This is a genomic window from Pseudomonas sp. FH1 (assembly GCF_000510895.2).
Lineage (GTDB): Bacteria > Pseudomonadota > Gammaproteobacteria > Pseudomonadales > Pseudomonadaceae > Aquipseudomonas > Aquipseudomonas azotoformans_A.
In genome coordinates, this window is sequence record NZ_AOHM01000129.1 from 208,024 (window position 1) to 230,108 (window position 22,085).

At 60.3% G+C, this 22,085-nt stretch carries 30 protein-coding genes and 1 tRNA gene; 17 read left to right on the forward strand and 14 right to left on the reverse strand.

The window, feature by feature from the left end:
- Window positions 1-52: 52 nt before the first annotated feature.
- Window positions 53-415, reverse strand: coding sequence for a hypothetical protein (locus H096_RS28725; RefSeq protein ID WP_028619330.1), 363 nt, complete (start codon window positions 413-415; stop codon window positions 53-55).
- Window positions 416-600: 185 nt separating this feature from the next.
- Here H096_RS28725 and H096_RS28730 point away from each other — a divergent pair, with 185 nt between their 5' ends.
- From H096_RS28730 to H096_RS28755, 6 genes are all read left to right on the forward strand, one after another.
- A complete protein-coding gene (locus H096_RS28730; protein WP_033902839.1) occupies window positions 601-813 on the forward strand; it encodes a cysteine-rich CWC family protein in 213 nt (70 codons plus the stop codon).
- A complete protein-coding gene (locus H096_RS28735) occupies window positions 813-1,505 on the forward strand; it encodes a pseudouridine synthase (RefSeq protein WP_033902668.1) in 693 nt (230 codons plus the stop codon). Before H096_RS28730 ends, H096_RS28735 begins: the two co-directional genes overlap by 1 nt.
- Window positions 1,506-1,810: 305 nt before the next feature.
- On the forward strand, window positions 1,811-2,695 hold the full coding sequence (locus H096_RS28740; RefSeq protein ID WP_033902669.1) for an alpha/beta hydrolase: 885 nt from the start codon (window positions 1,811-1,813) through the stop codon (window positions 2,693-2,695).
- Between the two features lie 110 nt (window positions 2,696-2,805).
- Window positions 2,806-2,879: transfer RNA gene (locus H096_RS28745), tRNA-Gly, on the forward strand.
- A 187-nt stretch (window positions 2,880-3,066) separates the two neighbouring features.
- Entirely contained in the window at window positions 3,067-3,591 is a 525-nt protein-coding gene (locus H096_RS28750) for a DUF3833 domain-containing protein (protein WP_033902670.1), read from the forward strand.
- A gap of 23 nt (window positions 3,592-3,614) precedes the next feature.
- Window positions 3,615-3,920 (forward strand): DUF6482 family protein, encoded by a 306-nt coding sequence (locus H096_RS28755; RefSeq protein WP_033902671.1) that lies wholly within the window; start codon window positions 3,615-3,617, stop codon window positions 3,918-3,920.
- A 78-nt stretch (window positions 3,921-3,998) separates the two neighbouring features.
- Here the strand turns inward: H096_RS28755 and H096_RS28760 are convergent, their stop codons facing one another.
- Window positions 3,999-4,238, reverse strand: coding sequence for a DUF6124 family protein (locus H096_RS28760; RefSeq protein ID WP_033902672.1), 240 nt, complete (start codon window positions 4,236-4,238; stop codon window positions 3,999-4,001).
- A gap of 466 nt (window positions 4,239-4,704) precedes the next feature.
- Between H096_RS28760 and H096_RS28770 the strand changes: the two genes are divergently transcribed.
- Together H096_RS28770 and H096_RS28775 are read left to right on the forward strand one after the other, a co-directional pair.
- The gene (locus H096_RS28770; protein WP_025999642.1) at window positions 4,705-4,998 is read left to right on the forward strand and encodes a type II toxin-antitoxin system RelE/ParE family toxin; all 294 of its coding nucleotides are present in this window, start codon (window positions 4,705-4,707) and stop codon (window positions 4,996-4,998) included.
- A gap of 2 nt (window positions 4,999-5,000) precedes the next feature.
- Window positions 5,001-5,309 (forward strand): addiction module antidote protein, encoded by a 309-nt coding sequence (locus H096_RS28775; protein WP_033902673.1) that lies wholly within the window; start codon window positions 5,001-5,003, stop codon window positions 5,307-5,309.
- Here H096_RS28775 and H096_RS28780 read toward each other — a convergent pair.
- Window positions 5,302-6,468, reverse strand: coding sequence for an MFS transporter (locus H096_RS28780; RefSeq protein WP_033902674.1), 1,167 nt, complete (start codon window positions 6,466-6,468; stop codon window positions 5,302-5,304). The genes H096_RS28775 and H096_RS28780 overlap by 8 nt on opposite strands.
- Window positions 6,465-7,628: an MFS transporter gene (locus H096_RS28785; protein WP_033902675.1), complete on the reverse strand. Its 1,164-nt coding sequence runs from the start codon at window positions 7,626-7,628 to the stop codon at window positions 6,465-6,467. The genes H096_RS28780 and H096_RS28785 overlap by 4 nt, the downstream gene beginning before the upstream one ends.
- Window positions 7,629-7,723: 95 nt before the next feature.
- Here H096_RS28785 and H096_RS28790 point away from each other — a divergent pair, with 95 nt between their 5' ends.
- The 5 genes from H096_RS28790 to H096_RS28810 all read left to right on the forward strand — a co-directional run bounded on the left by H096_RS28790 (window position 7,724) and on the right by H096_RS28810 (window position 10,514).
- The gene (locus H096_RS28790) at window positions 7,724-8,617 is read left to right on the forward strand and encodes a LysR family transcriptional regulator (RefSeq protein ID WP_033902676.1); all 894 of its coding nucleotides are present in this window, start codon (window positions 7,724-7,726) and stop codon (window positions 8,615-8,617) included.
- Between the two features lie 169 nt (window positions 8,618-8,786).
- Window positions 8,787-8,969: a type II toxin-antitoxin system HicA family toxin gene (locus H096_RS28795; RefSeq protein WP_012722731.1), complete on the forward strand. Its 183-nt coding sequence runs from the start codon at window positions 8,787-8,789 to the stop codon at window positions 8,967-8,969.
- Between the two features lie 22 nt (window positions 8,970-8,991).
- Window positions 8,992-9,402, forward strand: a complete 411-nt coding sequence (locus H096_RS28800) for a type II toxin-antitoxin system HicB family antitoxin (RefSeq protein WP_033902677.1) — start codon at window positions 8,992-8,994, stop codon at window positions 9,400-9,402.
- Between the two features lie 104 nt (window positions 9,403-9,506).
- The gene (locus H096_RS28805; RefSeq protein WP_033902678.1) at window positions 9,507-10,007 is read left to right on the forward strand and encodes a methylated-DNA--[protein]-cysteine S-methyltransferase; all 501 of its coding nucleotides are present in this window, start codon (window positions 9,507-9,509) and stop codon (window positions 10,005-10,007) included.
- 81 nt (window positions 10,008-10,088) lie between these two features.
- Window positions 10,089-10,514, forward strand: coding sequence for a low affinity iron permease family protein (locus H096_RS28810; RefSeq protein ID WP_033902679.1), 426 nt, complete (start codon window positions 10,089-10,091; stop codon window positions 10,512-10,514).
- A 54-nt stretch (window positions 10,515-10,568) separates the two neighbouring features.
- Here H096_RS28810 and H096_RS28815 read toward each other — a convergent pair whose 3' ends face one another.
- From H096_RS28815 to fos, 3 genes are all read right to left on the reverse strand, one after another.
- Window positions 10,569-11,096, reverse strand: coding sequence for a DUF4142 domain-containing protein (locus H096_RS28815; RefSeq protein ID WP_016975135.1), 528 nt, complete (start codon window positions 11,094-11,096; stop codon window positions 10,569-10,571).
- A gap of 119 nt (window positions 11,097-11,215) precedes the next feature.
- On the reverse strand, window positions 11,216-11,857 hold the full coding sequence (locus H096_RS28820; protein WP_033902680.1) for a LysE family translocator: 642 nt from the start codon (window positions 11,855-11,857) through the stop codon (window positions 11,216-11,218).
- Window positions 11,858-11,911: 54 nt separating this feature from the next.
- On the reverse strand, window positions 11,912-12,322 hold the full coding sequence (gene fos / locus H096_RS28825; protein WP_033902681.1) for a fosfomycin resistance glutathione transferase: 411 nt from the start codon (window positions 12,320-12,322) through the stop codon (window positions 11,912-11,914).
- Between the two features lie 104 nt (window positions 12,323-12,426).
- On the opposite strand from fos, the gene H096_RS28830 reads away from it, so the two are divergent.
- A complete protein-coding gene (locus tag H096_RS28830) occupies window positions 12,427-12,666 on the forward strand; it encodes a ribbon-helix-helix protein, CopG family (RefSeq protein WP_016975132.1) in 240 nt (79 codons plus the stop codon).
- A complete protein-coding gene (locus H096_RS28835) occupies window positions 12,656-12,940 on the forward strand; it encodes a type II toxin-antitoxin system RelE/ParE family toxin (protein ID WP_033902682.1) in 285 nt (94 codons plus the stop codon). Before H096_RS28830 ends, H096_RS28835 begins: the two co-directional genes overlap by 11 nt.
- 7 nt (window positions 12,941-12,947) lie before the next feature.
- Here the strand turns inward: H096_RS28835 and H096_RS28840 are convergent, their stop codons facing one another.
- Complete coding sequence (locus tag H096_RS28840; RefSeq protein WP_033902683.1) at window positions 12,948-13,865, reverse strand: LysR family transcriptional regulator; 918 nt, start codon at window positions 13,863-13,865, stop codon at window positions 12,948-12,950.
- Between the two features lie 68 nt (window positions 13,866-13,933).
- Between H096_RS28840 and H096_RS28845 the strand changes: the two genes are divergently transcribed.
- Complete coding sequence (locus H096_RS28845) at window positions 13,934-14,422, forward strand: DMT family transporter (RefSeq protein WP_033902684.1); 489 nt, start codon at window positions 13,934-13,936, stop codon at window positions 14,420-14,422.
- On the opposite strand, the gene H096_RS28850 is transcribed toward H096_RS28845, so the two are convergent.
- From H096_RS28850 to H096_RS28870, 5 genes are all read right to left on the reverse strand, one after another.
- Window positions 14,423-15,754 (reverse strand): MFS transporter, encoded by a 1,332-nt coding sequence (locus tag H096_RS28850; RefSeq protein ID WP_033902685.1) that lies wholly within the window; start codon window positions 15,752-15,754, stop codon window positions 14,423-14,425. It lies immediately after the preceding gene.
- A gap of 59 nt (window positions 15,755-15,813) precedes the next feature.
- Window positions 15,814-16,755, reverse strand: a complete 942-nt coding sequence (locus tag H096_RS28855; RefSeq protein WP_033902686.1) for a hydroxymethylglutaryl-CoA lyase — start codon at window positions 16,753-16,755, stop codon at window positions 15,814-15,816.
- On the reverse strand, window positions 16,752-17,945 hold the full coding sequence (locus H096_RS28860; protein WP_033902687.1) for a CaiB/BaiF CoA-transferase family protein: 1,194 nt from the start codon (window positions 17,943-17,945) through the stop codon (window positions 16,752-16,754). Before H096_RS28860 ends, H096_RS28855 begins: the two co-directional genes overlap by 4 nt.
- An 89-nt stretch (window positions 17,946-18,034) precedes the next feature.
- A complete protein-coding gene (locus tag H096_RS28865) occupies window positions 18,035-18,943 on the reverse strand; it encodes a LysR family transcriptional regulator (protein WP_033902688.1) in 909 nt (302 codons plus the stop codon).
- On the reverse strand, window positions 18,943-19,617 hold the full coding sequence (locus H096_RS28870) for an NAD(P)H-binding protein (RefSeq protein WP_033902689.1): 675 nt from the start codon (window positions 19,615-19,617) through the stop codon (window positions 18,943-18,945). Before H096_RS28870 ends, H096_RS28865 begins: the two co-directional genes overlap by 1 nt.
- A 94-nt stretch (window positions 19,618-19,711) precedes the next feature.
- On the opposite strand from H096_RS28870, the gene H096_RS28875 reads away from it, so the two are divergent.
- Window positions 19,712-20,899 carry an MFS transporter gene (locus tag H096_RS28875; RefSeq protein ID WP_033902690.1) on the forward strand — a complete coding sequence of 396 codons (1,188 nt, stop codon included), beginning with the start codon at window positions 19,712-19,714 and terminating at the stop codon, window positions 20,897-20,899.
- Here the strand turns inward: H096_RS28875 and yiaY are convergent.
- The gene (gene yiaY, locus H096_RS28880; RefSeq protein WP_033902691.1) at window positions 20,866-22,014 is read right to left on the reverse strand and encodes an L-threonine dehydrogenase; all 1,149 of its coding nucleotides are present in this window, start codon (window positions 22,012-22,014) and stop codon (window positions 20,866-20,868) included. The two genes, H096_RS28875 and yiaY, sit on opposite strands and share 34 nt — an antisense overlap.
- Window positions 22,015-22,085 lie beyond the last annotated feature (71 nt).

Below are 22,085 nucleotides of genomic sequence, written 5' to 3' on the forward strand. Positions count from 1 at the left end.
TTGGCGCCCATAAAAAAGCGGCGCTTCATGCGCCGCTTGCATCACTGGCCTGTCAACGGTGACCGCCGCGGCCACCTCCATGGTCGGAACCGCGTCCATGCCCCCCATTTCCCCAACGATCACCGCCCCAGCCCTGGTTCGGATACGGCCGGTAACCGGCACGCGGCCCGTAGTAACGCGGGGCCGGCTGGTAATAACGCGGGGCCGAGTAATAGCGCGGTTGTGGCGCGTAGTAGCGCGGTGCGGGGTAGTAATCACGGCGGTACTGATACGCCGTGCCGCCGCCGTAGTAATACACCGGTGCCGGTGAGGTGTAGACCTCCGAACGGTAATAGCTCTGGCCGCCATCGTAATAGGGCACGCAAGCGGAAAGGGTCAGACCGAGTAAAGCGCTGAGCAGCAGTCGTCGATACATGGCGGCCTCCTGGACCGCGGAAGAGCACCTCCAGCGACGCTGGAGGGCGGCATCCAGCTTTCGCCGGATGACAAAATATGGGACATCAAAAACTGAATCTGGTGCGTTTTGGACATAGGTTGAAACATCTGTTTCCGACGATCTGGTATCGTGTGGAGACTTCCGCGATGTTTCCTGAACCCACCATGACCACCCCCACTCACTGCCCCGCCTGCGGCGCGCGCAACGACTGCACCCTGGCCGACCCGCGCACAGCCGACCAAGCCTGCTGGTGCTTTAGCGTCAACATCGACCCAGCAGTGCTCGAAGCCCTGCCCTTGGAACTGCGCAACAAGGCCTGCCTGTGCCCGCGTTGTGCCCAAGTGGATGAGCAGTTACGCGCAGCTGAGCCGAAATAATGCGGGTTGACCGTTTCCTCAGTAACCTGCCGCGCTTCAATCGCCACCAGGTTCGCTTGTTGCTGGTTGAACGGCGTGTGTCTGTGGATGGTGTTGCCGTCAGTGATCCTCATCATGAGGTTCGTGAGTTCAGCCGTGTGTGCGTTGACGATGAAGTGTTGCAAGCCGGCAAACCGGCGCGCTACTTCATGCTGCACAAACCCCAGGGTTGCGTAAGCGCAACCGCGGACCCACAGCACCCAACCGTGCTGGATTTACTTGCTGAGCCGGACAAACATGAGCTGCACATTGCCGGTCGTCTGGATTTCAACACCACCGGTCTGATGCTGATCACCAACGATGGCCAATGGTCGAGGCGGCTGACGCAGCCACAGACCAAACTGCCCAAGGTCTACCTCGTAGAGACCGAGCAGGCTATCGGCCCTGAATATGCGAGTACCTTTACCGAGGGTCTGTACTTCGCATTCGAAGACCTCACCACCCAACCCGCCGAGTTGGAATTGCTGGGGCCGACTACCGCACGGCTGAGCATCGTTGAAGGCCGCTACCACCAAGTAAAACGCATGTTCGGGCACTTTGATAACAAGGTGATCGGCCTGCATCGCGAGCGCATGGGCCCCTTGGTGTTGGATGCCGCCCTTGCTCCAGGCGAGTATCGAGCGCTGACCGACGACGAAATCCGACAGGTCTGACGACCGTTCGGCCGGTGATGGCAAAAAAAAGTCCTGTCGCCTTGCGGGGTAGCACCTCTGCTGCTTGAATCAGGATCACCAGTTTAAATATGACTGGCGAGTCGCCTATAACCTCCAAGAAACACCTTGCCCCGCCCGCGCTTGATCTACGGGCCTCTCAGGCAAACAGCCCGCCATAACAACAGCCGTCGGCCAGCCGTCATCGGACCGACATGGGCCCTCCTTTTCCAGGCGTATGCCTACCTGTCACAAAGCTCGTGCAGAGTGATCTGCGCGCTCTACCCGCTTGCCAGGAGTCTTACGACATGAGGCCAGAAATCGCTGTGCTGGATATACAGGGTCAGTATCGGGTTTACACGGAGTTCTATCGCGCGGACGCTGCTGCAAAGACCATCATCCTGGTCAACGGCTCCATGGCCACCACGGCATCCTTCGCCCAAACCGTGAAAAGCCTGTACCCGCAATTCAATGTGGTTTTGTACGACCAGCCCTACGCTGGCCGCTCCAAAATCCATAACCGTCATGAGCAAATGCTGACGAAGGAAGTTGAAGGCCAGCTCCTGCTGGAACTCATCGACCACTTCGCCGCCGAGCACGTACTGTCATTTTCCTGGGGCGGCGCCGCCACCCTGGTCGCCCTCGCCCATCGCCCACGTCGCGTGGAGAAGGCCGTGATCAGTTCGTTCTCCCCGGTGATCAACGCCCCAATGCGCGACTACCTCGAACGCGGCGTCGACTACCTCGGCAACCTCGACCGCGACCGCGTCGGCCACCTCGTCAACAGCACCATCGGCAAACACCTGCCGTCACTGTTCAAGCGCTTCAACTACAAGCACGTGAGCAGCCTGGCCGAGCATGAGTATGGGCAGATGCACTTTCACATCAGCCATGTGCTCAACAGTGACCGCCTGTGCTACCTCAAGGCGGCCAAGCAGATCGACATTCCGGTATTGTTTCTCAACGGTGAATGGGACGAATACACCAGCGCCCAGGATGCCAAGCTGTTTGGCCAGCATGTGGCCAACAGCAGCTTCAGTACGATTCAAGCGACGGGGCATTTCCTGGACATGGAGCACAAGGCGGCGTGCCGGGACAGCCGAGAGGCGGTGGTGGGCTTCTTGAAACCGCAGCGGCAAGTCAGCCGGTTGCGCTATCCCCAGGGTCAGTCGCAGCATGCCTTTGCCATTTGAACGCTTGTGGGGGAGCTGGCTTGCCTGCTCCCACAAGCACGTAACCCACACATTTTTGAAGAAAAACTTCAAATCCCCGCGAACATCTGGTACAAAGTCAGCCGCTCTGAGCGGGTATAGTTTAATGGTAGAACAGTAGCTTCCCAAGCTTCCGACGAGGGTTCGATTCCCTCTACCCGCTCCACTCAAATTCTCGTTTCTCGTCAAGTTGTGTTTGACGGGGGATGCATAAAAAAACCGGTCCTTGATGACCGGTTTTTTTATGGCCGCGATTTGACGCATCAATCATCGCGTCGGGAATACCTGTACAAATACATAATCTTGTACAAGTATCATTCGAACGTGCTGACGCAGAATCACGGAGCCGAGCCATGACACGTCTACTGGTTTCATTAGTATTGATATTGAGTTTGAACAGTTGCGCCAACGTAGGCGTCGAGCGCTACGTTGACCAGCAGCCGCAGCTGGACCTGGAGCGGTTCTTCAGCAAACCCGTCAAGGCCTGGGGTATTTTCCAGAAGCGGTCCGGTGAGGTCACCAAGCGCTTTGAAGTGGATATCGCCAGCCGGCGCGAGGGCAACGCCTTGATTCTCGACGAGCGTTTTCTGTACAGCGACGGCACGCGTCAACAACGTGTGTGGACGCTGACACCGGATGGCCCGGGGCGCTGGAAGGGCCGGGCGGGTGATGTGGTCGGCGAGGCGATCGGCGAAGTGGCAGGTAACGCGCTGCGTTGGCGCTACAGGCTCAACCTGCCGGTGGACGGCTCGGTCTACGAGGTGAGCTTTGATGACTGGATGTATCTGATGGACGAGGACACCCTGATCAACCGCTCCAGCATGACCAAGTTCGGCGTCGAATGGGGCCAGGTCACGCTGTTCTTTCGTCGCCAATGAATGACCCGCAGTGAGGGTGAAACATGAACCTGCAAAGGCTGACTGAGTTGGCCCTGAACGGTGAAGTTCGAGAGCTGGAGTTACTGTCGCTGGAGGGTGGCTTCTATATCGCGCGTGTCAGGCTGGATAACGCTGAGATGACACTGCAGGGCGATGACGCCAAGCCGCTGCGCATCGGCTCCACCACGCATTTGCGCAGCCTGTTGCAACGGGTTCCACCCTTTCCCTGCGTGCTGGTTCAGCACTGCGTGCACGATGAAATGTGCGGCGTGCGGGAAGGACCGATCGGCGCATTGCGCATTCCGTTTACGCTGGCCTCGTCCCTTTAAGATTTGGAATTTGTTGGCTCCCCTCCCCCTTGGTATGGGCGGCCTGGGAAGGCAAGCCTATGCAGTGCGCCAAGTGACCTAGGCGGCTTGATCCACGCGGTCCTGCGCCGCTTCCACCAGCATCAGCCCCAACTCGATCATTTGCTGAATCGCAAGGGCCAGGTAGCGCTGTTGGGAAGGCAGGGTTTCGGCGAACTCACTGGTCATGGCTCCCGCGCCGGCGATGGTTTCGTAGGCGTTGGCGAGCAGTGCTTCGGTGTTGGCTTCGGGACGGACGCTGAACAGTTTTACGGATGGATTACATGAGTCATTACACATCTGTTGATCCTCGGTAAGAACCACCTTCCAGAGCTACTAAACAATGGGTGGCGGCTGTATGCAGGTTAGTAGACCGGCGGATCAACAAAACCGGCGCACTCGAAAGTGCCCTGCGTACAGCCACCATTGAGCACAGACACCAACATGCCTAAACGATGGTACAGCCATACGCCGTTGATCAAATCGAGCTACTAAACCCGACCGCTGATGGGCAGCGGCAGACGAACCTTAAAGAGGTCGCCCAAGACGCACAACTCGGACGATTCTGATGGTTGTGTAGGCAATGCCGCAAGGTTCGAATACAGCCTCTCTCCCCGAACTGCCACTGCAAATTTTGGCAACAGGAAAACGTCCAAGAACGTTTGAAACCGAAGCGCTCCCCACGCATCCTCCCCAGCCTTTGCCATCTGCCATTCCTATTGCCAACAAGTATCCACTTGGATACAGTTAGGCCACGCGAGGTCCTGTGAGCTATTTGATCCAGCAAACCCAAGCCTTCATTAACTGGCGTTCAGAAGTACGCGACCTACGAGCAAAGATCGCAATAGGTCGACGTATCGAAAGAGCCAGCATGGGTAACCTGGGCGATATCAAGACACTCGGTAGCGGCATCTCAGAAATGCGGATAGACGTTGGTTCGGGTTATCGAATTTATTTCACTTTGCGAGGTAAGGTGATCGTCATCTTGCTGGTAGGCGGTGACAAGTCTTCCCAGGACACTGATATCCGTAGAGCAAAAAAATTGGCAAAAGAGGTTTGATCATGAAACAAACGCTGACGACATTTGATATGGCCGAATTGCTCGACAGCGACGAGGCCATCAGTGAATACCTCTCTCAGGTTCTGGCCGACGGCGACAATCAAGAATTTCTTCGCGCCATCGGCTACGTCGCTAAAGCCCGAGGAATGACCAAGATCGCTGCCGAAACGGGCATGGGTCGTGAGAGCCTTTACAAGGCATTCGCCCCTGGCGCAAAACCTCGCTTCGAAACTGTACTCAAAGTACTCCACTCCCTCGGTATCGATCTATTTGCGAGGGCTGGACATTCGGTCGACCGCTCGATTATTTGAGCTCGAAGCCCCGCCGCACCACCCACGCCAACGGCAACGTCACCAACAACCCCCCCGCCAATACCATCACCGCCACCGACACGCCCAACGCATCCCCAACCCCGCCGAACACCACCGGCGCCAGCGCACCACCACCGATGGTGCCGGTGTAGAACACTGCAAACGCCTGCTCTCGCTTCCCAGCGCCCGCCAGGTCCGGCACGGCGCCATACAGCACCGAAGACGTACCGTTGAGCACCAGGCCCAATAACGGCAGCATCGCCATCAACCCGGCCAGCGGCACATACACGGCGGCAACGATCAGCAACGCGGTGCTGGTTTCCGTTAGCCACACGGTTTTCATCATGCCGATGCGCGCCCCCAGGTAACCGCAGAGCAATTTGCCGAATGCGCCCCCGATAAACAGCAGCGTCAGGGCCAGGCCGATACCGGCAATGCCCGCGCCTTTCGCTTGCAGCAGAAAGGGCAGGAAGGTGAGAAAGCCCATGCGTACGGCGCTGTCGAGGGTGCCTGTGAGAATCAAGGCGCGCAGGCCGGTGACGGAGCCACTTCCGCTGAAAGGCTTTGCGTTTTTTGTAGAGATGGATTCGGATGCTTTTGCAGGAACCAGCCACCACAGCAGCCCCGCCGCCGCCAAGCCGAGCAACCCCAGCACCGTGGCGCTGGCACGCCAGCTGATGACGGTGAGCAGCAACCCGATCAAGCCCGGAATCAGCGTTTTGCCGATATCGCCGGAAAAGTTGTACTGGGACAATGCCTGCTTGATTCCGCCACCGTCCTCGTAGGCGTCGCTGATCATCGAAGAGGCCAGCGGGTGTTGGGTGCTGGCGCCCAATCCACCTAACAGAAGTGCCAGCAGCAACATCACCCATCCAGTGGCTTGGCCCACCATTAGATAAGCCGCACCGGCAAGTGCTGTGCCGCCCACCAGCATCGATACACGGCCCCAGCGTTTCGCGGCGCGGCTGGCCATGAGTTGGAACACTGCCATCATCCCGGAATAAGCACCGCGTAACAGTCCGATCTGGGCGTAGGACAGCGCAAACTGCGCCTGCCAGATTGGGAGTAGCACGTAGATGACATCGGTAAGGCCATCATGCACGGCATGGGCACTGCAGCCGGCGATCAAGGTACGGCGGCGGTTTGAGGTGTCGTTCATGGCGTCACGATCAGTTGAGGTTTAACAGGCTTCCAGCCAGTGAGCGCGATCAACAAGGTCAACACCTGGAAGGTAATAATCAGCACCACGCACCCGGCCCAGCCCCAACGCTCCCAGATCAATGCCGGCACAATCGCACCGCAACTGCCGCCCAGGTAGTAACAGGTGAGGTACACGCCCACGGCGCTGGCTTTGTTGTCACCTGCGCTCGCGGTGGTGAATGCGTTGGCCGCCGCCTGGGCCAGGAACACACCGGTGGAACTGAGGGCCAGGCCTGCCACGATGCACCACAAAGAGGGCAACAGCGTCAGCGCGGAGCCGGTAATACCCAGCACCGCAGCCACGCTCAGCAGTTCAGCATGTGGCCGGGCCTTGCTGAGACGGCCGGCGATGGGAATTACGATCAGCGCCAGCAGGAACACCATGTACAGCGTGCCCAACGCCGCAGGCCCCAGGCTGAACGGCGGTGATCCGAGATACAAACCTGCGTAGGTAAACGCCGCCACCTGGGAAAACAGCACGCAAAAACCTACCGCGTAGGCGGCCAATAAAGGCTTGCGAAATACCGCCGAAAACGCAGTTTCAACCCTCACGGAGCGCGCACGGCTGACCGGCAACAGGAACTGGATAAACCCACCCACCATCAGGCTTAGCACCGCCATCAATTCAAAGGCTTCGCGCCAGCCCACGTACTCCGTCATTACACCCGTGACAAAGCGCCCGGCAAACCCACCCAACACCGTCCCGGCCACGTAAAGGCTGGTGACCTCCGTGACCGTGCCGCCACGCCAGCGGTCGCCGATATAAGCCACGCTGGTGGCGAACACCACCGGGATCAGCATGCCCTCCACAAATCGCCACACCAGCACCTCGGCAAAGCTGTCGGCATAGGCTGTCATCAACGCAGGCACCGCCAGCAACAACGCCGCAGCGCTGATCACCGTGCGTTGCTCAAAGCGTCCGGTCAGCCGGCTGACGAAAGGCGCGGTGATCGCCACCGCCAAGGTGGTCACCGTAATACTCCACCCCGCCGCCTTGGCGCTGATGTGAAACTGCGCGGCGAATGTCTGGAGAATGCTCTGGGTGGCATACAGGTTGAGAAACGCCGCGCAGCCACACAGGAACAGGGCAAGACGGGCACAATGCAGGCGCGGTTTCATGAAACCTCTCGTTTTATTTTGTGAGGTCTTTATAGAATGGCCGGCAGGTCTAGAACCAATACCGATTTCGGACCGATCGATACCCAAGGATCAGGATGCTCGACCTACGCAAGCTGCGTTACTTTCTGACGGTCGCCGAGGAATTGCACTTCGGCCGCGCGGCCATTCGCCTGCACTTGGCGCAGCCGCCGCTGACACGCCAGATCTCGGCGCTGGAGACCGAGTTGGGCTTCAAGTTGTTTGATCGCACCAGCCGCACGGTCAGCCTCACCGCGCAAGGTCGCTCGTTCCTGCCCTATGCCCGTGGTGTGCTGGAGCAGGTTGAGTTGGCGCAAGTGATCGCCGGCAAACTGGCGGCGGGCACTGCGGGGCAACTGACGCTGGGGTATGTGAGTTCGATCGCGCTGTCGGACCTGTTCAGCCAGGCGATCCAGGCGTTTGCCCTGCGTTTTCCCGATGTGCAATTGACCCTGGTGGAATGTGCCTCCGGCAGCCTGGGCGCGCAGGTGGCGGACGGGCGGCTGGATATCGGTTTGAGTCGCCTGTTGCCGCAAGATGAAGCGGTGCAAGCGCTGTCCCTGGGCGAAGAAAGGTTGGTGGCCGCTGTGTCCAGTGAGAGCCCGTTGGCCCGTCAGCCGAGCGTCAACCTGGCGCAGCTCAGTGCCTACCCGTTGATCCTGTTTCCGGCGGATTATGGATCGGGGCTCAACCAGTCCATCGAGCAGCTGTATCGACATCACGGCCAGCCTTTGCGCCCGGGCCCGACCGGCCGGCAGATCACGTCGATCATTGCGCTGGTGGCCGCCGGACAAGGTGTGGCGTTGGTGCCGGCATGTACGCAGAGTTTGATGAATAAAGGCGTGACGTACCGGCCTCTGGTGGAAGTGGATGCGTGTGCTCAGTTGTTGGTATTAACCCGTACTGAAACAAAAAGTGTGCTGGTTGATGCGTTTCTCGCCGTCATTGCGCAGCCCCTACACACGCGGTAACTCGATAGCAAAACCTCGCAATACCTCTCCCCGACGCCATTCCTACGCCCTCATACACTCTAATTACCGCCTACCCCAAAGACCGGTCATCGACCACTGGTAGGTAGAGTGTTGATAATTTCTTTTCAGTGGTTATAGTCACCACCAACACACACCACAAGGAGGTGTTGTGGATAGCCGATATTTGATAGGTCACATCGTTGCGGACGGTTGGTATCTGGCGCGTATCAGAGGGAGTCATCATCACTTCAAGCACCCGACTAAACCGGGGCTGGTGACGATTCCACATCCAAAGAAGGACCTGTTGGACAAGACCGCCAAGAGCATTTTGAAACAAGCTCTGTTGAGTTAAGCGTCCGTGGAGGACAACAGACATGCTTTACCCGATTGCAATTTCAACCGGTGACGAGGATCACGCCTGGGGCGTGGAAGTGCCGGATATTCCTGGTTGCTATTCCGCCGGTGACGACCTGGACGACGCCATGGCCATGGCCCGCGAAGCCATCGAAGGGCACTTCGAGATCCTGGCCGAAGACGGTGCGCCGATTCCCAGTGCGCAGAAGGTCACCCTGCATGCCGCCAACCCCCAGTACGCAGGCTGCACCTGGGCCGTGGTAGACATTGATGTCACCAAGTATCTGGGCAAGGCGCAGAAGCTCAACATCACGTTGCCGGGTTACCTGCTGAACCGCATCGATGAATATGTACTGCACCATCCGGAAGAAAAAAGCCGCTCGGGGTTTCTGGCGTCGGCGGCGCTTAAAGTGCTGCAACAGGAGGGGTAACGAATGGCTCTACTGGCGGCATTGAATTTGATCGCAAGAAACGTAGTTTGCCGATCAGCGCTCCCCTCTAGACTCCCACTGCACCCACCTTCAGGAGCCCGATCATGCCCTACGAATACAAGCTCATGCCCTCCCCAGTCGGCCAACTCACCCTGGTGGCACGCGACGGCAAACTCAGCGCCATCCTGTGGGAAACCGAACGCGCCAACCGTGTGCGCCTGGGCCAATTGTACGAGGCGCCTGAAAGCCCGGTGCTGTTGGAAACCGAGCGTCAATTGCAGGAGTACTTCGCTGGCAACCGCCACCAATTCGAGCTGGAACTGGACTTCGCCGGCACCGATTTCCAGAAACAGGTCTGGCAGGCCTTGCTGACCATTCCCTTCGGCGAAACACGCAGCTACAGCCAGATCGCCCAACAGATCGGCAACCCGAAAGCCGTACGTGCAGTGGGTGCAGCCAATGGGCGTAACCCCATCTCGATCATTGCGCCGTGTCATCGGGTCATTGGCGCGTCAGGCGGGCTGACGGGTTTTGCGGGAGGCTTGGAAGCCAAGCAATATCTGCTGGCGCTGGAAGGTACAGGCCAGGCTGAATTGGCGTTCTGAAGACCCACAGCAAATGTAAAAAGAAATTTCAGAGAGTCCCTGCGGTCCATTATTTCATCACCCCTTCCTAGGAAAACGGTCATGAAATTCTCCGCAGTCTCCCAATCCCTGTCCCGTTGGGCCGGCAGCCCGCGCACGTTCTACGCAGCGGTGGCGTTGATCCTGGCGTGGAGCCTGAGCGGGCCGTATTTCCACTACAACGATACGTGGCAACTGATCATCAACACCTCGACCACCATCATCACGTTCCTGATGGTGTTCCTGATCCAGAACACGCAAAACCGCGACAACGACATCCTGCATATCAAGATCGATGAACTGCTGCGCGTGTCCAAGGATGCACAGAATGCCGTATTCAGCCTGGATGGCCTGGATCGCAAGGAACTGGAAAAACTGCGCCAGGAATACCGCAGCATCGGCAACACCGGCACGGTGAGCCTGAACAGCAGCTGCGGTCATGCTGCCGACGATGCGGCACCGACCAAAACCGATTTGAACCAGGCATAAAGAACGGCGGTTGGATCTGATCCAACCGCCGTTGTTTTATTTCAGATGACTAACTTAACCGTCGCCTTGATGACCTTTACCGTAAGTCGATGCCAAGGCCCGAGCCTTCTGCAAACGCTCTTCCAGCTTGGGCAGCGTCTCGTCGACCAGCGCTTTTATTTCCGGCACATCCGACGCCGCGCCTTCCTGTTTGAACAGCGCGATGGCGTCTTCATTTTCCTTCACTTGCTGCGCGGTGTAGGCCGCATCAAACGAGTCGCCGTCCTTGAGTTCGGGCATCAGGGTTTCGGCTTTGTCGACGATCTTCTCGCGCGGCGCCACCGGCAGGTCGAGCTTCTTGGCAATGGCCGCCAGGTGCTGGTTGGCCAGAGTGCGCTCGTTGATCACCTCGATGGTGTAGTCCTTGATTTCCTGGGACGAGGTCTTGGCGTGGGCCATGCGACTGGTTTCGATATCGGCCATACCCTTGGCCGAAGCCTGCTCGATGAATTCAGCAGGCGACTGGGCGAAAGCATTGCTGGCGCCGAGGCCCAGCAGCATCGCGAAACTGGCGGTGCGTAACCGGATAGCCATGCGGCTCATGATGGGTTCCTCCAGGCTGAAAATAAGGGCGGGGGAACACACCCCGCCCTCAATTCGAATTTTCAGGGCGGCAAAGGTTTAGAAAAAACTCGCCAGTGCGACGAACGGTCGTCGTCAAATCAAGCGGGTTTGCTGCCAAACAGGCCCGGCAACGCGTGCGCCAGGGCGTTGATGGCGAAGCCGATAAACATCACACCACAGAGCTTGGTGATCAGGATTTCATGGCGTTGATACACCGTACGCACCCTCTGCGCGCCGACCACGCCAATCAGGATCGCGTAGGCCAGCAGGCCGCCGACGAAGCTGAGGAAGATCAACGACGGCAGCATCGACCAGGTCAGCAACTCGGCACGGCTCGACAACAACGCCGTAAACGTCGCCACCGCCACCGGGTACGCCTTGGGGTTGGTCAGCCCGAATAGAATGCCATGCCAGAACGGATGCCGTGCCGCGCCCTGGGGCGCATCACTGCTGCGACGCTGAGTGCGAATCGCGCGCCAGCCGAGCCAGAACAGGTACAGGCCGCTGAGTACGCCGAGCACATCAAACGCACTGCTGCCCACTTCCCGCGCGCCGACGATAGCGATCAGCGCCGTGGAGCACCACACCACATCCCCCAGCAGATGCCCGCACAAGAAACCCGCCCCGGCCCGACGACCACGGGCGGCGCCGATACCAAACACGGCCAACACCCCCGGCCCCGGGGTAATACCGTAGATGAAACCTGAAGCGAGGACGGCGAGCAGCAAGGATGGGGTCATGGGCGCGACTCAAACGGAGGGTTAAGAGGTGGATGGATTCTGCACGTTCCCGCGCTACGGGTAAAACGTCATTCCGGCATAAGGCTTGGCGCGACAGGCTTGCAGCCTTGAGGCCAGGTCGCCGACGTGGGCTTCGAGCTTGTGGCCATCGGGGTCGAGAAAATAGAACGAAGCACCTTCACTGCGGTTGTCGCGCCATTCTTCTACCTGCGCTGCTCGCAGGCGCTCTACGAACCTGGTGAAGTCAGCCGCAGCCACGGTAAACGCGTAATGGGAGTAATCGGCGGCCGGCTTCGAGTCGCGCAGCGGATCGAGCGATAAGCACAACCAAAGGCCCGGCAGTGAGAGATAGGCGCCAGCGTCCCAGGTGGCGTCGAGGTGAAGTTGCAGCAGCTCACGGTAGAAACGGATGCTGCGCGGCAAGTCGGTGACGGCCAGGGTCAGGTGGTTGAAGCCTGAGAGCATGGATACTCCTTTTACAATCAGAACGCCCCCTGACGAACGGGGGAAACCAGGGACACGGTGACAATGTAGTATGTTGCACTACATGTCACTACAACGAGGTCGTCATGTCTGTCATGTCCCTACGTATACCGGAAGATATCGCCGATACGCTTGCCAGTCTCGCCAAGGCCACCGGGCGCAGCAAATCCTTTCTGGCGGTAGACGCATTGCGCGAATACCTCACGCGCGAAGCCTGGCAAATTGAGGAAATTCAAAAAGCATTGAAAGAAGCGGATGCGGGTGATTTCGCTACCGCTGCCGAGGTAAAAGCTGTCGCTGATAAATGGCGCACTAATGCAGGTTGAGTGGCTGAGGGCAGCCCTCAGGAACCTTGACGATGAAGCCGCTTATATTGCTGAAGAAAATCCAAAAGCTGCCCACGAATTTGTCCAGGCAATCTTGACTGGACTCCAACAGATTGCTGAATTTCCAGCGATGGGAAAAGAGGGACGCGTGCCAGGGACTCGCGAATGGGTCGTGCCTAGATGGCCCTACATTGTCCCGTATCGCATCCGAGGGGGCCGATTGCAAGTCATGCGGATCTTCCATACCCGGCGCCAGCCACCCGCATCCTGGTGATGAAGGCTCAGATTTTTAACACCCCCTGCACCTGCCCAATCAACCACTGCAAACCCGAATCCCCACCCCGCCGTGCATGCCACGCCAGCTCGAACGCAAACGACGGAATATGAAAGGGCGGCGGCACCGCCAGCAAATGCGCGTGATCAATCTCCAGCAAGCCTCGGGAAGACACGGTCAGGATCAAGTCCGTGCCGCGGATCAACTGCGGCGCCACGCCCCAGTGCGGCAGGCTGATCGCCACATGCCGACGCTCGCGAATCGCTGTCAGCGCCCGCTCGATTTCCGGCGTGCCGCTGCCGCGCATTTCCAGCAATACATGGGGACGTGACAGGTAGGTGGGCAGATCCAGTGTGCCGCTTGCCGCAAGGCTGTCGCGGTCGACCAGGCAGGTGTAGTGCTCTTCGAACAATGGCGTAGTCCGCAGTTCGGCGGGCATGTCGGGGAATACGCCAGCCGCCAGGTCGAGATCGCCATTGAGCACCCCGTCCACCATGCCCTCCCGGCTGGCCTGGATGATTTGCAGGTCGATACCCGGCGCTTCGCGGCGCAGCACTCGCACCAGGTCGGGTAGGAAAATCGCCGCGCTGTAGTCAGACATCGCCACGCGAAACCTGCGCTTGGCCGACGCCGGGTCAAAGCGATTCGGCGCCAGCAACGCCTGCACCTGGGCCAGGGCTTCGGCCAGTGGCGCGGCCAACTCCAGCGCGCGGGCAGTCGGCACCAGGCTGCCACCTTGGCGCACCAGCAGCGCATCACCGAGCAGGTCACGCAAACGCGCCAGCGCGTGGCTGACTGCCGGCTGGCTCAGGTGCAAACGCTCAGCCGCGCGGGTGACGTGTTGCTCGCTGAGCAAGGCGTCGAGGATCACCAGCAGGTTGAGGTCGATGCGGCGCAGATCATTCATCAGCTGCATGCTCGGCATAAGAACTTGGAATTTAAATTTGCGCGACGAATAGCCTAGAGTCCAGCAAAACCTCTGGGAGATTCGACATGACTACGCTGCATTGGGTGGGCTTATTGGCGCTGGCGGTCATCGCCGGCGCGGTGGTGCCGTTTCAAAGTGCGATCAACGCCAACCTCGGACGCGGCCTCGGCCACCCGTTGTGGGCCACGTTGGCGTCGTTGCTGGTGAGTATCATCGTGTTACTGCCGGTGATTCTGGCGCTGCGCCTGCCGTTGCCGAGCCTGGCGTTTATCAACAAGGCGCCGCTGTGGATGTGGGCCGGTGGCGCGTTTGGCGTGTGTTTTATTTCCCTGGCGTTGATGCTGTTGCCCAAGCTCGGCGCCTCGGGGTTTATCGCACTGGCCATGGCCGGGCAGATTCTGGCGTCGCTGGTGCTGGATCACTTCGGCCTGTTCGGCCTGGTGGAGCGCCAACTGACAACGCCCCGCATGCTGGGGGCGTTGTTGTTGATCGGCGGCGTGGTGTTGATTCAGTTCAGCGCCACGCCCGCTCGCGCCTTGGCAACCGCTGGCTGATCAGCCCTTATCGAGGGTGCGCAGTTTTTGCGGCAAGCCCCACAGCAGCAAGGCTGCCGCCAACAGTGCACACACGCCAATCACATACAGCGCCGGCGTGGTGCTGCCGGTGAGGTCCTTGATCCGCCCCACCATCACCGGGCTGACAATGCCACCAAACTGGCCGAGGGTATTGATCACCGCAATACCACCCGCCGCGCCGGCGCCAGCACCGGCCAGCAACTTGGGTGGCAGGGTCCAGAAGGTCGGGATCGAAGCGATGATGCCCGCGCCCAACATACCCAGGGCGATGATCAGGAAGGTGGTGTGATCGGCAAAAATACCGGCACTGAAGAAGCCCACCGCACCGAGCACCACCAGGCCACAGACGAACTTGCGACGCTCGCCCGTGGCATCCGACAGCCGCCCGATCACCACCATGCTGATGGCACCACACACATAGGGAATCGCCGTGAGCAGGCCGATCATCACCGGGCTCTGGGTGCCGGCGCTGCGGATCAACTGCGGCGCCCAGAAGTTGAGGCCGTAGGACGCCACCTGGATCAGGAAGTAGATGAAGCCGAGCATCAGGAACCCAGGAATACGGATCGCCGACAACAGCGAGCCACCGTGCTGGTTCGGCTCATGCTTGGCGATGCGACTCGACAGCAAGGTCTTCTCCGCCGCCGTCAGCCAGTGAGCGTCTTCGATGCGGTCCTTGAGCAAGGTCAGCACCAGGAAACCCAGGCCGATACACGGCAAACCACCGAGCAGGAACAACCAGTGCCAGCCGCGCATCTGGAAGACACCGTCGAGGTGTTCCAGCACCAGGCCGGAGAACGGTGCGCCCACCAGGCCCGCAAAGGCCGAGGCCAGGAACAGCATCGAGGTGATGCGCCCACGGAAATGCTGCGGGAACCATAAGGTCAGGTAATACAGCACGCCGGGCGCGAAACCCGCCTCCATGGCGCCGATCAGAAAGCGCAGCGCATAGAACTGCCATTCGGTGGTAACAAACACCATGGCCGCCGTCGCCAGCCCCCACGACATCATGATCCGCGCAATCCAGCGCCGCGCGCCGACTTTGTACAGCATCATGTTGCTCGGCACTTCGAAGATCACATACCCCACTACAAACAGCCCGGCCCCCAGGCCGTAGGCGGTGTCGCTCAGGCTCAGGTCAGCCTGCAACTGGAACTTGGCGAAGCTGATGTTGATCCGGTCAAAAAACGCGAACAGGTAGCACACCATGATCAGCGGCATCAGGCGCCAGGCGACCTTGCTGACCAGGGCTTTTTCGGCATCGATTTCAGCGGCCGGGCGCGCGCCGGCCTCCAACGTATTAGTGCTCATGGTTTCTCTCCAGCGGGCTGCTCACAGGCGCCCGATTGTTTTTGTTGTCTGGTGCGGTGTTACAGCGTGGCGATGTAGGCAGGCGGTGGATGCAGATCGCAGTTGCGTCCGGCCTTGGCGACCTGGCCAGGCAGTTCGTGGCCCAACAAGGCCGGCAAGCGGCGAGACATGTGCAGTAAGTGCGGCAGGTCGATACCGGTATGAATCCCGACTTCATCACACAGGTTCACCAGGTCTTCGGTGCAGATATTGCCCGACGCCCCCGGCGCAAACGGGCAACCGCCCAAGCCCCCCAGCGCCGCGTCAAAACGCCGGGCGCCGGCTTCATAGGCGGCCAGCACATTGCACAAGCCCAGGCCCCGCGTGTTGTGGAAATGCAAGGTCAAATCGCTGGCGGACACACGCTCCAGCACGCGTTTGACCAGGCGTGCCACCTGACGCGGGTTGGCCATGCCAGTGGTGTCCGCCAGGCTGATGCCCTGGATGCCCAGCGCTTGATACGCCTCGACAATCTGCAACACGCGGTCTTCATCAATCTTGCCTTCGAACGGGCAACCGAAGGTGGTGGCGATGCTGCCGTTGAGCCTCACCGGGTAATCGCGGGCAAAACTGACGATGTCATCAAACGCCGCCAATGACGCTTCGCAACGCATGCGCATATTGGCCAGGTTGTGGGTCTGGCTGGCAGACATCACCAGGTTCAGCTCATCGGCGCGGGACGCGATGGCACGCTGCGCGCCCTTGAGGTTGGGGATCAGCGCCACGTAGATCACACCCGGCCTACGCTCGATGCCCTGGAACACTTGCTCGCCATCACGCAACGCCGGAATGGCCTTGGGCGAGACGAACGAACCGGCTTCGATCCGCGAAAAACCGGCGAGGGACAGCTGGTCGACCAGGGCGATCTTGTCGGCCGTCTCGACCCAGGTCGGCTCGATTTGCAGGCCGTCGCGCGGCGACACTTCTTGCACGATCATCGCGTCGGAATAATCAGCAATCATTGCACCACTCCCGAGGTTTTCAGGCGTTGGATATCGGCGCCGGTGAGGCCCAGGCTGCCGAGGATGTCGTCGGTGTGCTGGCCCAACGTCGGGCCCTGCCAGTTCACGCCGCCAGGGGTTTCCGAGAGTTTGGGCACGATGCCGGGCATTTTCACCGATACGCCGCCGGGCAGTTGGGCTGTGAGCAACATGTCACGCGCCTGGTAGTGCGGGTCGCTGACGATATCGGCCACGGAGTAGATACGCCCGGCCGGTACTTCGGCGGCTTCCAGGGCGCTGAGTACCTGCTCGATGGGCAGGCTGCTCGTCCAATGGGTGATCGCCGCGTCGAGCAATCCACTCTTGGCGGCGCGGCCATCGTTGTGGGCGAACTCAGGCGCGTCAGCCAGGTCGGCGCGGCCGATGGAGTGCATCAGGCGCTTGTAGATCGGGTCGCTGTTGCCGGCGATCACCACATAGGCACCGTCGGCCGTCAGGTAGGTGTTGGACGGCGCAATGCCCGGCAAGGCGCCGCCGCTGCGTTCGCGCACATGGCCAAGCATGTCGTATTCCGGCACCAGGCTTTCCATCAGGTTGAACACACTTTCAGCCAGCGACACATCGACAATCTGCCCATCGCCCTGCCCCGTCTTGACCCGCAGCAGCGACATCAGCGCGCCGATCACACCGTGCAACGACGCCAGGGAATCGCCCAGGCTCACGCCCACTCGCGCCGGCGGTGAATCCGGGTTACCCGTGGTGTAGCGAATGCCGCCCATGGCCTCGCCGATCGCACCAAAGCCCGGACGATCGCGATAAGGGCCGGTCTGGCCGTAGCCCGAGATGCGTACCAGCGTCAGCTTGGGGTTGAGGGCATGCAGCACGTCCCAATCGAGACCGAGTTTCTCCAGGCCACCGGGCCGCAGGTTTTCGATCAACACATCGGCGTCGCCGAGCAGTTGCTTGATCAAATCCAGGCCTTCCGGCGACTTGAGGTCCAGCGCCAGCGACTTCTTGTTGCGCGATTGCAGGTACCACCACAGCGACGTGCCTTCGTGCAGCTTTCGCCATTTGCGAAGCGGATCGCCCTGGCCCATGGCTTCGATCTTGATCACCTCGGCGCCAAACTCGGCCATGAGCCGGGCGGCGAACGGCGCGGCAATCAGGGTGCCGATCTCGATCACCTTGATACCGCTCAGGGGAGCCGTCATGGGGTGTACCTCTTATTCTTGGAATGTGATGCCAAGACTAGAGGCCAGGTGCAGGAGAAATCCAACCGTCAGTTGGCAAGGAGCGTTCGCTAAACGCGAACACTCAGATAATCGAACAGCAACCGACTGACCGGCGACAACTGCGCCTCATCACGCACCACCAAAATCAAGCTGCGATCCGACCAGTCATCCGTCAGCGGCACGGCATGCAAACCCAGTGCACGACCAAACAGCTCATAGGCTTTCTGCGGCAGGATACCGATGCCCATGTTCGCCTGGACCATCCGGCACATCGCATCGAACCCCGGCACATGAATGCGCAGGCGCAGCATCCTGCCCGCCTCGCGCGCGGCGGCGTGAGTGCGCATGTTGATGGAGCTGGCGGCGTGCAGGCCGACGTAATCACTGTCCAGGGTATCGACAAACGCCAGGGTTTTGCGCGCCGCCAACGGGTGATCCGCCGGCATCAGCACCACTAGCTTGTCGTGGCGATACGTCACGCTGGGCAGGCCTTTGGTGTCGGTGTCACTGGAGCAGATGCCCAGGTCCGCCACGCCGTCCAGCACGCCTTGCACCACGCCATTGCTGGGACGTTCTTCCAGGTCGGTTTTCACTTCGGGATGCCGCTCGGAAAAATCCCGCAGGTCTTCCGGAAGGAACTGAATGATTGCCGACAGATTGGCCAGCATCCTCACATAACCGCGCACGCCGTGGCTGTGCTCGCCCAGCTCCAGGCCCATCTTCTCGACGTTGAACAACATTTGCCGCGCATGGTGCAACAAGGTTTCACCGGCCGCAGTCAGGTCCATGCCCTTGGCCCGGCGCACGAACAAGCTGACGCCCAGCACCTGCTCCAACTCCATCAAGCGCTTGCTGGCGGCCGACACGGCAATGGCTTCACGGTTGGCGGCGCGGGTCAGCGTGCCTTCCTCAAATACCGCAACGAACAGCTGCAGCGTGATCAGGTCCAGCCGCCGCACCAGGCTCTTGTGCAACATCAGCGACGCTCGCTGGCCAGCCGATTGATCTCGGCCTGCTCCACTACCGGCTGCGGCGCGCCTTGGCTCGCGGCCTGCAACATCGCCCGGCCCACCGTTTCGGTGCTCACCACCCAACCCGGCTTCAGCCGTCGCACAAACGTCAACAGGGGGCCAAGCACCGAGTAGAAGGATTGGTAAAGCGGCGTCTTCGAACGCACGCCATGCAAGGGTTGTATGACGCCCGGACGGAACAGGTACACCGCCTTGAACGGCAGGCGCAGCAACGCGTTCTCGGTCTTGCCCTTGACCCGCGCCCACATCGACTTGCCCGCCTCGGAGCTGTCGGTACCGGCGCCGGACACATAGATAAACGTCATCTGCGGATTGAGCCGCGCCAGGGTGCTGGCGGCGACCAGGGTGAGGTCGTAGGTGAGGTGGGTGTACTTGACTTCATTCATCCCCGCCGACGAAACGCCGAGGCAGAAGAAACACGCATCAAAGCCTTGCAACAGGTTTTCCAGCGGCTGGAAATCCAGCATGTCGCTGTGCAACACCTGATGCAGCTTGCCGTGTTCCTGGGTCAGGGCTGTGCGGCCGACAGCAACGACTTCCTGCACGTCGGCGGCCAACAGGCACTCACGCAGCACGCCCTGGCCGACCATGCCGGTGGCGCCGAATAACAGAACTCTCATGGGTTGGTTCCTTGGTTACAAACGATTAGCCGCACGTTAGAGACAAACACACTATCAGCTTGTAGCTTACCGCTGAAAAAGGAAAAATCGGCCCTTGAACAATACCACCACCCTTGCCCTGGCCTGCAGCGCCGCCTTCCTCGCCCAGGTCGGCATCAGCAGTTACCTGCCCGCCGTCCCGGCCATTGCCCACGCCCTCCCCGCCGCCGAAGACCATGTTGCCCTGGCCCTGGCGATTTACTTGGTCGGCATGGCTTTGCCGATGTTGCTATGGGGCAGCCTAGGTGAGCGTTTTGGGCGCAAGCCCGTGCTGCTGGCTGCACTCACGGTGTATGCGCTGGCCAGTGCAGCAATCCCCTTGGCGTTCAACGTTGAAACCTTCCTGTCATTGCGGCTGGTTCAAGGCTTGGGCGCAGGCGGTGTTTCGGTGATGGCGCGGGTGTTGGTGCGCGACAGTTCCAGGGGTGCGCTGTTGGCGAAGGGTTTGTCGTGGCTGGGCATGACCTTCGTGGTCGCGTTGGGTATCGGGCAATTTGCGGGTTCATTGTTACAAGTGGCGTTCGGCTGGGAGGCGATCTTCTATGGGTTGGCGATTGGCGCGGTTGGGTTGATGCTGGTGCTGCACCGCGTAACGTTCCCGACGCTGGTGAAAGTCGACTCACGGGTCCGCGCCTGGCACATCTACGCCACGATCGTTCGGCATCCGCCGTTTCTGCACGCCGCCTTGGCCGGTGGTTTGGGTTACGGGGTGATCATCGCGTTCAACACCTGCGCGCCGCTGATCCTGCAGGGCCGTTTCGAGTGGAGCGCGGCGCACTATGGTTGGCTGGGCTGGCCGATCAGCGCGGCGTATCTCGCGGGGGCGTTGATGGTTAATCGCTTCGTTGCTCGCACGGGTCGGCTGAGGATGATGGGCTGGGGCGTCACCCTGGTATTGCTGGGAACGGCGGTGATGCTGCTCGGCAGTCTATTCGCCAGCGGGCTCGCCATCTTGCTGTGGGTGCCTTATTGCCTGGCGGTGTTCGGGCAATCGATGAGTTATCCGATCAGCCTGTCCTTGGCCAATGATGAAGCGCCGGTGAGCGGGTCCTACGCCATGGCCTTGAGCGGATTCATGCATCAACTGATGGCCGCGTTGATCGGCGGTGTGGCGAGCCTGCTGGCTCACCAGCAGGCGTGGCCGTTGGCGGTTTTATGCCTGGTGTTAGCGGGCGCTGCATGCGTGTGCGTCGCCCGCTGCCACGCGGATCAAAACGCGCTGCGAAAGATCTCCTCAATCTGACGCTGATCCGCCCGCCGTGGGTTGGTCAGCCCACAGGCATCCTTCAGCGCGTTGGTCGCGAGCAAGGGGATGTCCTGCAACTTGGCGCCCAGATCGCGCAGTCCGGCCGGGATTTCGACATCGTGGGCCAGGCTGCGAATCGCGGCGATGGCGGCCTGGGCGCCTTCTTCATCGGTGACGCCCTTGACGTCGGCACCCAACGCACGGCCTACGTCGCTCAGGCGTTTGGCGCTGACGCTGGCGTTGAAGCTTTGCACATGGGGCAGCAACACCGCGTTGCAGACGCCGTGGGGCAGGTCGTAGAAACCACCCAGTTGGTGCGCCATGGCGTGCACAAAACCCAGGGATGCATTGTTGAAGGCCATGCCGGCGAGAAATTGCGCATAGGCCATGTTCTCCCGCGCGGCCATGTCGCTGCCATCGCGCACCGCCAAGCGCAGGTTGGCGCTGATCAGTTCGATGGCCTTGATCGCGCAGGCGTCGGTGATTGGGTTGGCGGCGGTGGACACGTAGGCTTCGATGGCGTGGGTGAGCGCGTCCATGCCGGTGGCGGCAGTGAGGCCCTTGGGCATGCCGACCATCAGCGCCGGGTCATTGACCGACAGCAGCGGCGTGACGTTGCGGTCGACGATGGCCATTTTCACGTGGCGGGTTTCGTCGGTGATGATGCAGAAACGGGTCATCTCGCTGGCGGTGCCGGCGGTGGTGTTGATAGCCACCAGCGGCAATTGCGGTTTGGCGGACTGATCGACGCCTTCGTAGTCGCCGATATGCCCGCCGTTGGTGGCGCACAGTGCAATGCCCTTGGCGCAGTCATGAGGCGATCCGCCGCCCAGGGACACCACGAAATCGCAGGCGCTTTCCTGCAACAGCGCCAGGCCTTTCTCGACGTTTTCCACATTCGGGTTAGGCTTGGCGCCGTCGTAGATCACCGAGTCGATGTCCTGCATCGCCAGTTTCTCGGCGATCATGCTCGCCACACCGGCCTTGGCCAGGCCGGCGTCGGTGACGATCAGCGCCTTGCGAAAGCCGTAGTTGCGAATGGCGGTCATGGCTTCGTCGAGGCAGTCGATGCCCATGATGTTCACGGCGGGGATGAAGAAGGTGCTGCTCATGGTCAATCCTCAGAGGCTTTATACCTACAGCATCAACCTGCGCCAGCCTCCGTATCTTGATCAGGATCAAC

Coding starts and splice junctions, on each gene's coding strand:
- H096_RS28725 (WP_028619330.1), bottom strand. CDS start 415: ATGTATCGACGACTGCTGCTCAGCGCTTTACTCGGTCTGACCCTTTCC.
- H096_RS28730 (WP_033902839.1), top strand. CDS start 601: ATGACCACCCCCACTCACTGCCCCGCCTGCGGCGCGCGCAACGACTGC.
- H096_RS28735 (WP_033902668.1), top strand. CDS start 813: ATGCGGGTTGACCGTTTCCTCAGTAACCTGCCGCGCTTCAATCGCCAC.
- H096_RS28740 (WP_033902669.1), top strand. CDS start 1,811: ATGAGGCCAGAAATCGCTGTGCTGGATATACAGGGTCAGTATCGGGTT.
- H096_RS28750 (WP_033902670.1), top strand. CDS start 3,067: ATGACACGTCTACTGGTTTCATTAGTATTGATATTGAGTTTGAACAGT.
- H096_RS28755 (WP_033902671.1), top strand. CDS start 3,615: ATGAACCTGCAAAGGCTGACTGAGTTGGCCCTGAACGGTGAAGTTCGA.
- H096_RS28760 (WP_033902672.1), bottom strand. CDS start 4,238: ATGTGTAATGACTCATGTAATCCATCCGTAAAACTGTTCAGCGTCCGT.
- H096_RS28775 (WP_033902673.1), top strand. CDS start 5,001: ATGAAACAAACGCTGACGACATTTGATATGGCCGAATTGCTCGACAGC.
- H096_RS28780 (WP_033902674.1), bottom strand. CDS start 6,468: ATGAACGACACCTCAAACCGCCGCCGTACCTTGATCGCCGGCTGCAGT.
- H096_RS28785 (WP_033902675.1), bottom strand. CDS start 7,628: ATGAAACCGCGCCTGCATTGTGCCCGTCTTGCCCTGTTCCTGTGTGGC.
- H096_RS28790 (WP_033902676.1), top strand. CDS start 7,724: ATGCTCGACCTACGCAAGCTGCGTTACTTTCTGACGGTCGCCGAGGAA.
- H096_RS28800 (WP_033902677.1), top strand. CDS start 8,992: ATGCTTTACCCGATTGCAATTTCAACCGGTGACGAGGATCACGCCTGG.
- H096_RS28805 (WP_033902678.1), top strand. CDS start 9,507: ATGCCCTACGAATACAAGCTCATGCCCTCCCCAGTCGGCCAACTCACC.
- H096_RS28810 (WP_033902679.1), top strand. CDS start 10,089: ATGAAATTCTCCGCAGTCTCCCAATCCCTGTCCCGTTGGGCCGGCAGC.
- H096_RS28815 (WP_016975135.1), bottom strand. CDS start 11,096: ATGAGCCGCATGGCTATCCGGTTACGCACCGCCAGTTTCGCGATGCTG.
- H096_RS28820 (WP_033902680.1), bottom strand. CDS start 11,857: ATGACCCCATCCTTGCTGCTCGCCGTCCTCGCTTCAGGTTTCATCTAC.
- fos (WP_033902681.1), bottom strand. CDS start 12,322: ATGCTCTCAGGCTTCAACCACCTGACCCTGGCCGTCACCGACTTGCCG.
- H096_RS28830 (WP_016975132.1), top strand. CDS start 12,427: ATGTCTGTCATGTCCCTACGTATACCGGAAGATATCGCCGATACGCTT.
- H096_RS28835 (WP_033902682.1), top strand. CDS start 12,656: ATGCAGGTTGAGTGGCTGAGGGCAGCCCTCAGGAACCTTGACGATGAA.
- H096_RS28840 (WP_033902683.1), bottom strand. CDS start 13,865: ATGCCGAGCATGCAGCTGATGAATGATCTGCGCCGCATCGACCTCAAC.
- H096_RS28845 (WP_033902684.1), top strand. CDS start 13,934: ATGACTACGCTGCATTGGGTGGGCTTATTGGCGCTGGCGGTCATCGCC.
- H096_RS28850 (WP_033902685.1), bottom strand. CDS start 15,754: ATGAGCACTAATACGTTGGAGGCCGGCGCGCGCCCGGCCGCTGAAATC.
- H096_RS28855 (WP_033902686.1), bottom strand. CDS start 16,755: ATGATTGCTGATTATTCCGACGCGATGATCGTGCAAGAAGTGTCGCCG.
- H096_RS28860 (WP_033902687.1), bottom strand. CDS start 17,945: ATGACGGCTCCCCTGAGCGGTATCAAGGTGATCGAGATCGGCACCCTG.
- H096_RS28865 (WP_033902688.1), bottom strand. CDS start 18,943: ATGTTGCACAAGAGCCTGGTGCGGCGGCTGGACCTGATCACGCTGCAG.
- H096_RS28870 (WP_033902689.1), bottom strand. CDS start 19,617: ATGAGAGTTCTGTTATTCGGCGCCACCGGCATGGTCGGCCAGGGCGTG.
- yiaY (WP_033902691.1), bottom strand. CDS start 22,014: ATGAGCAGCACCTTCTTCATCCCCGCCGTGAACATCATGGGCATCGAC.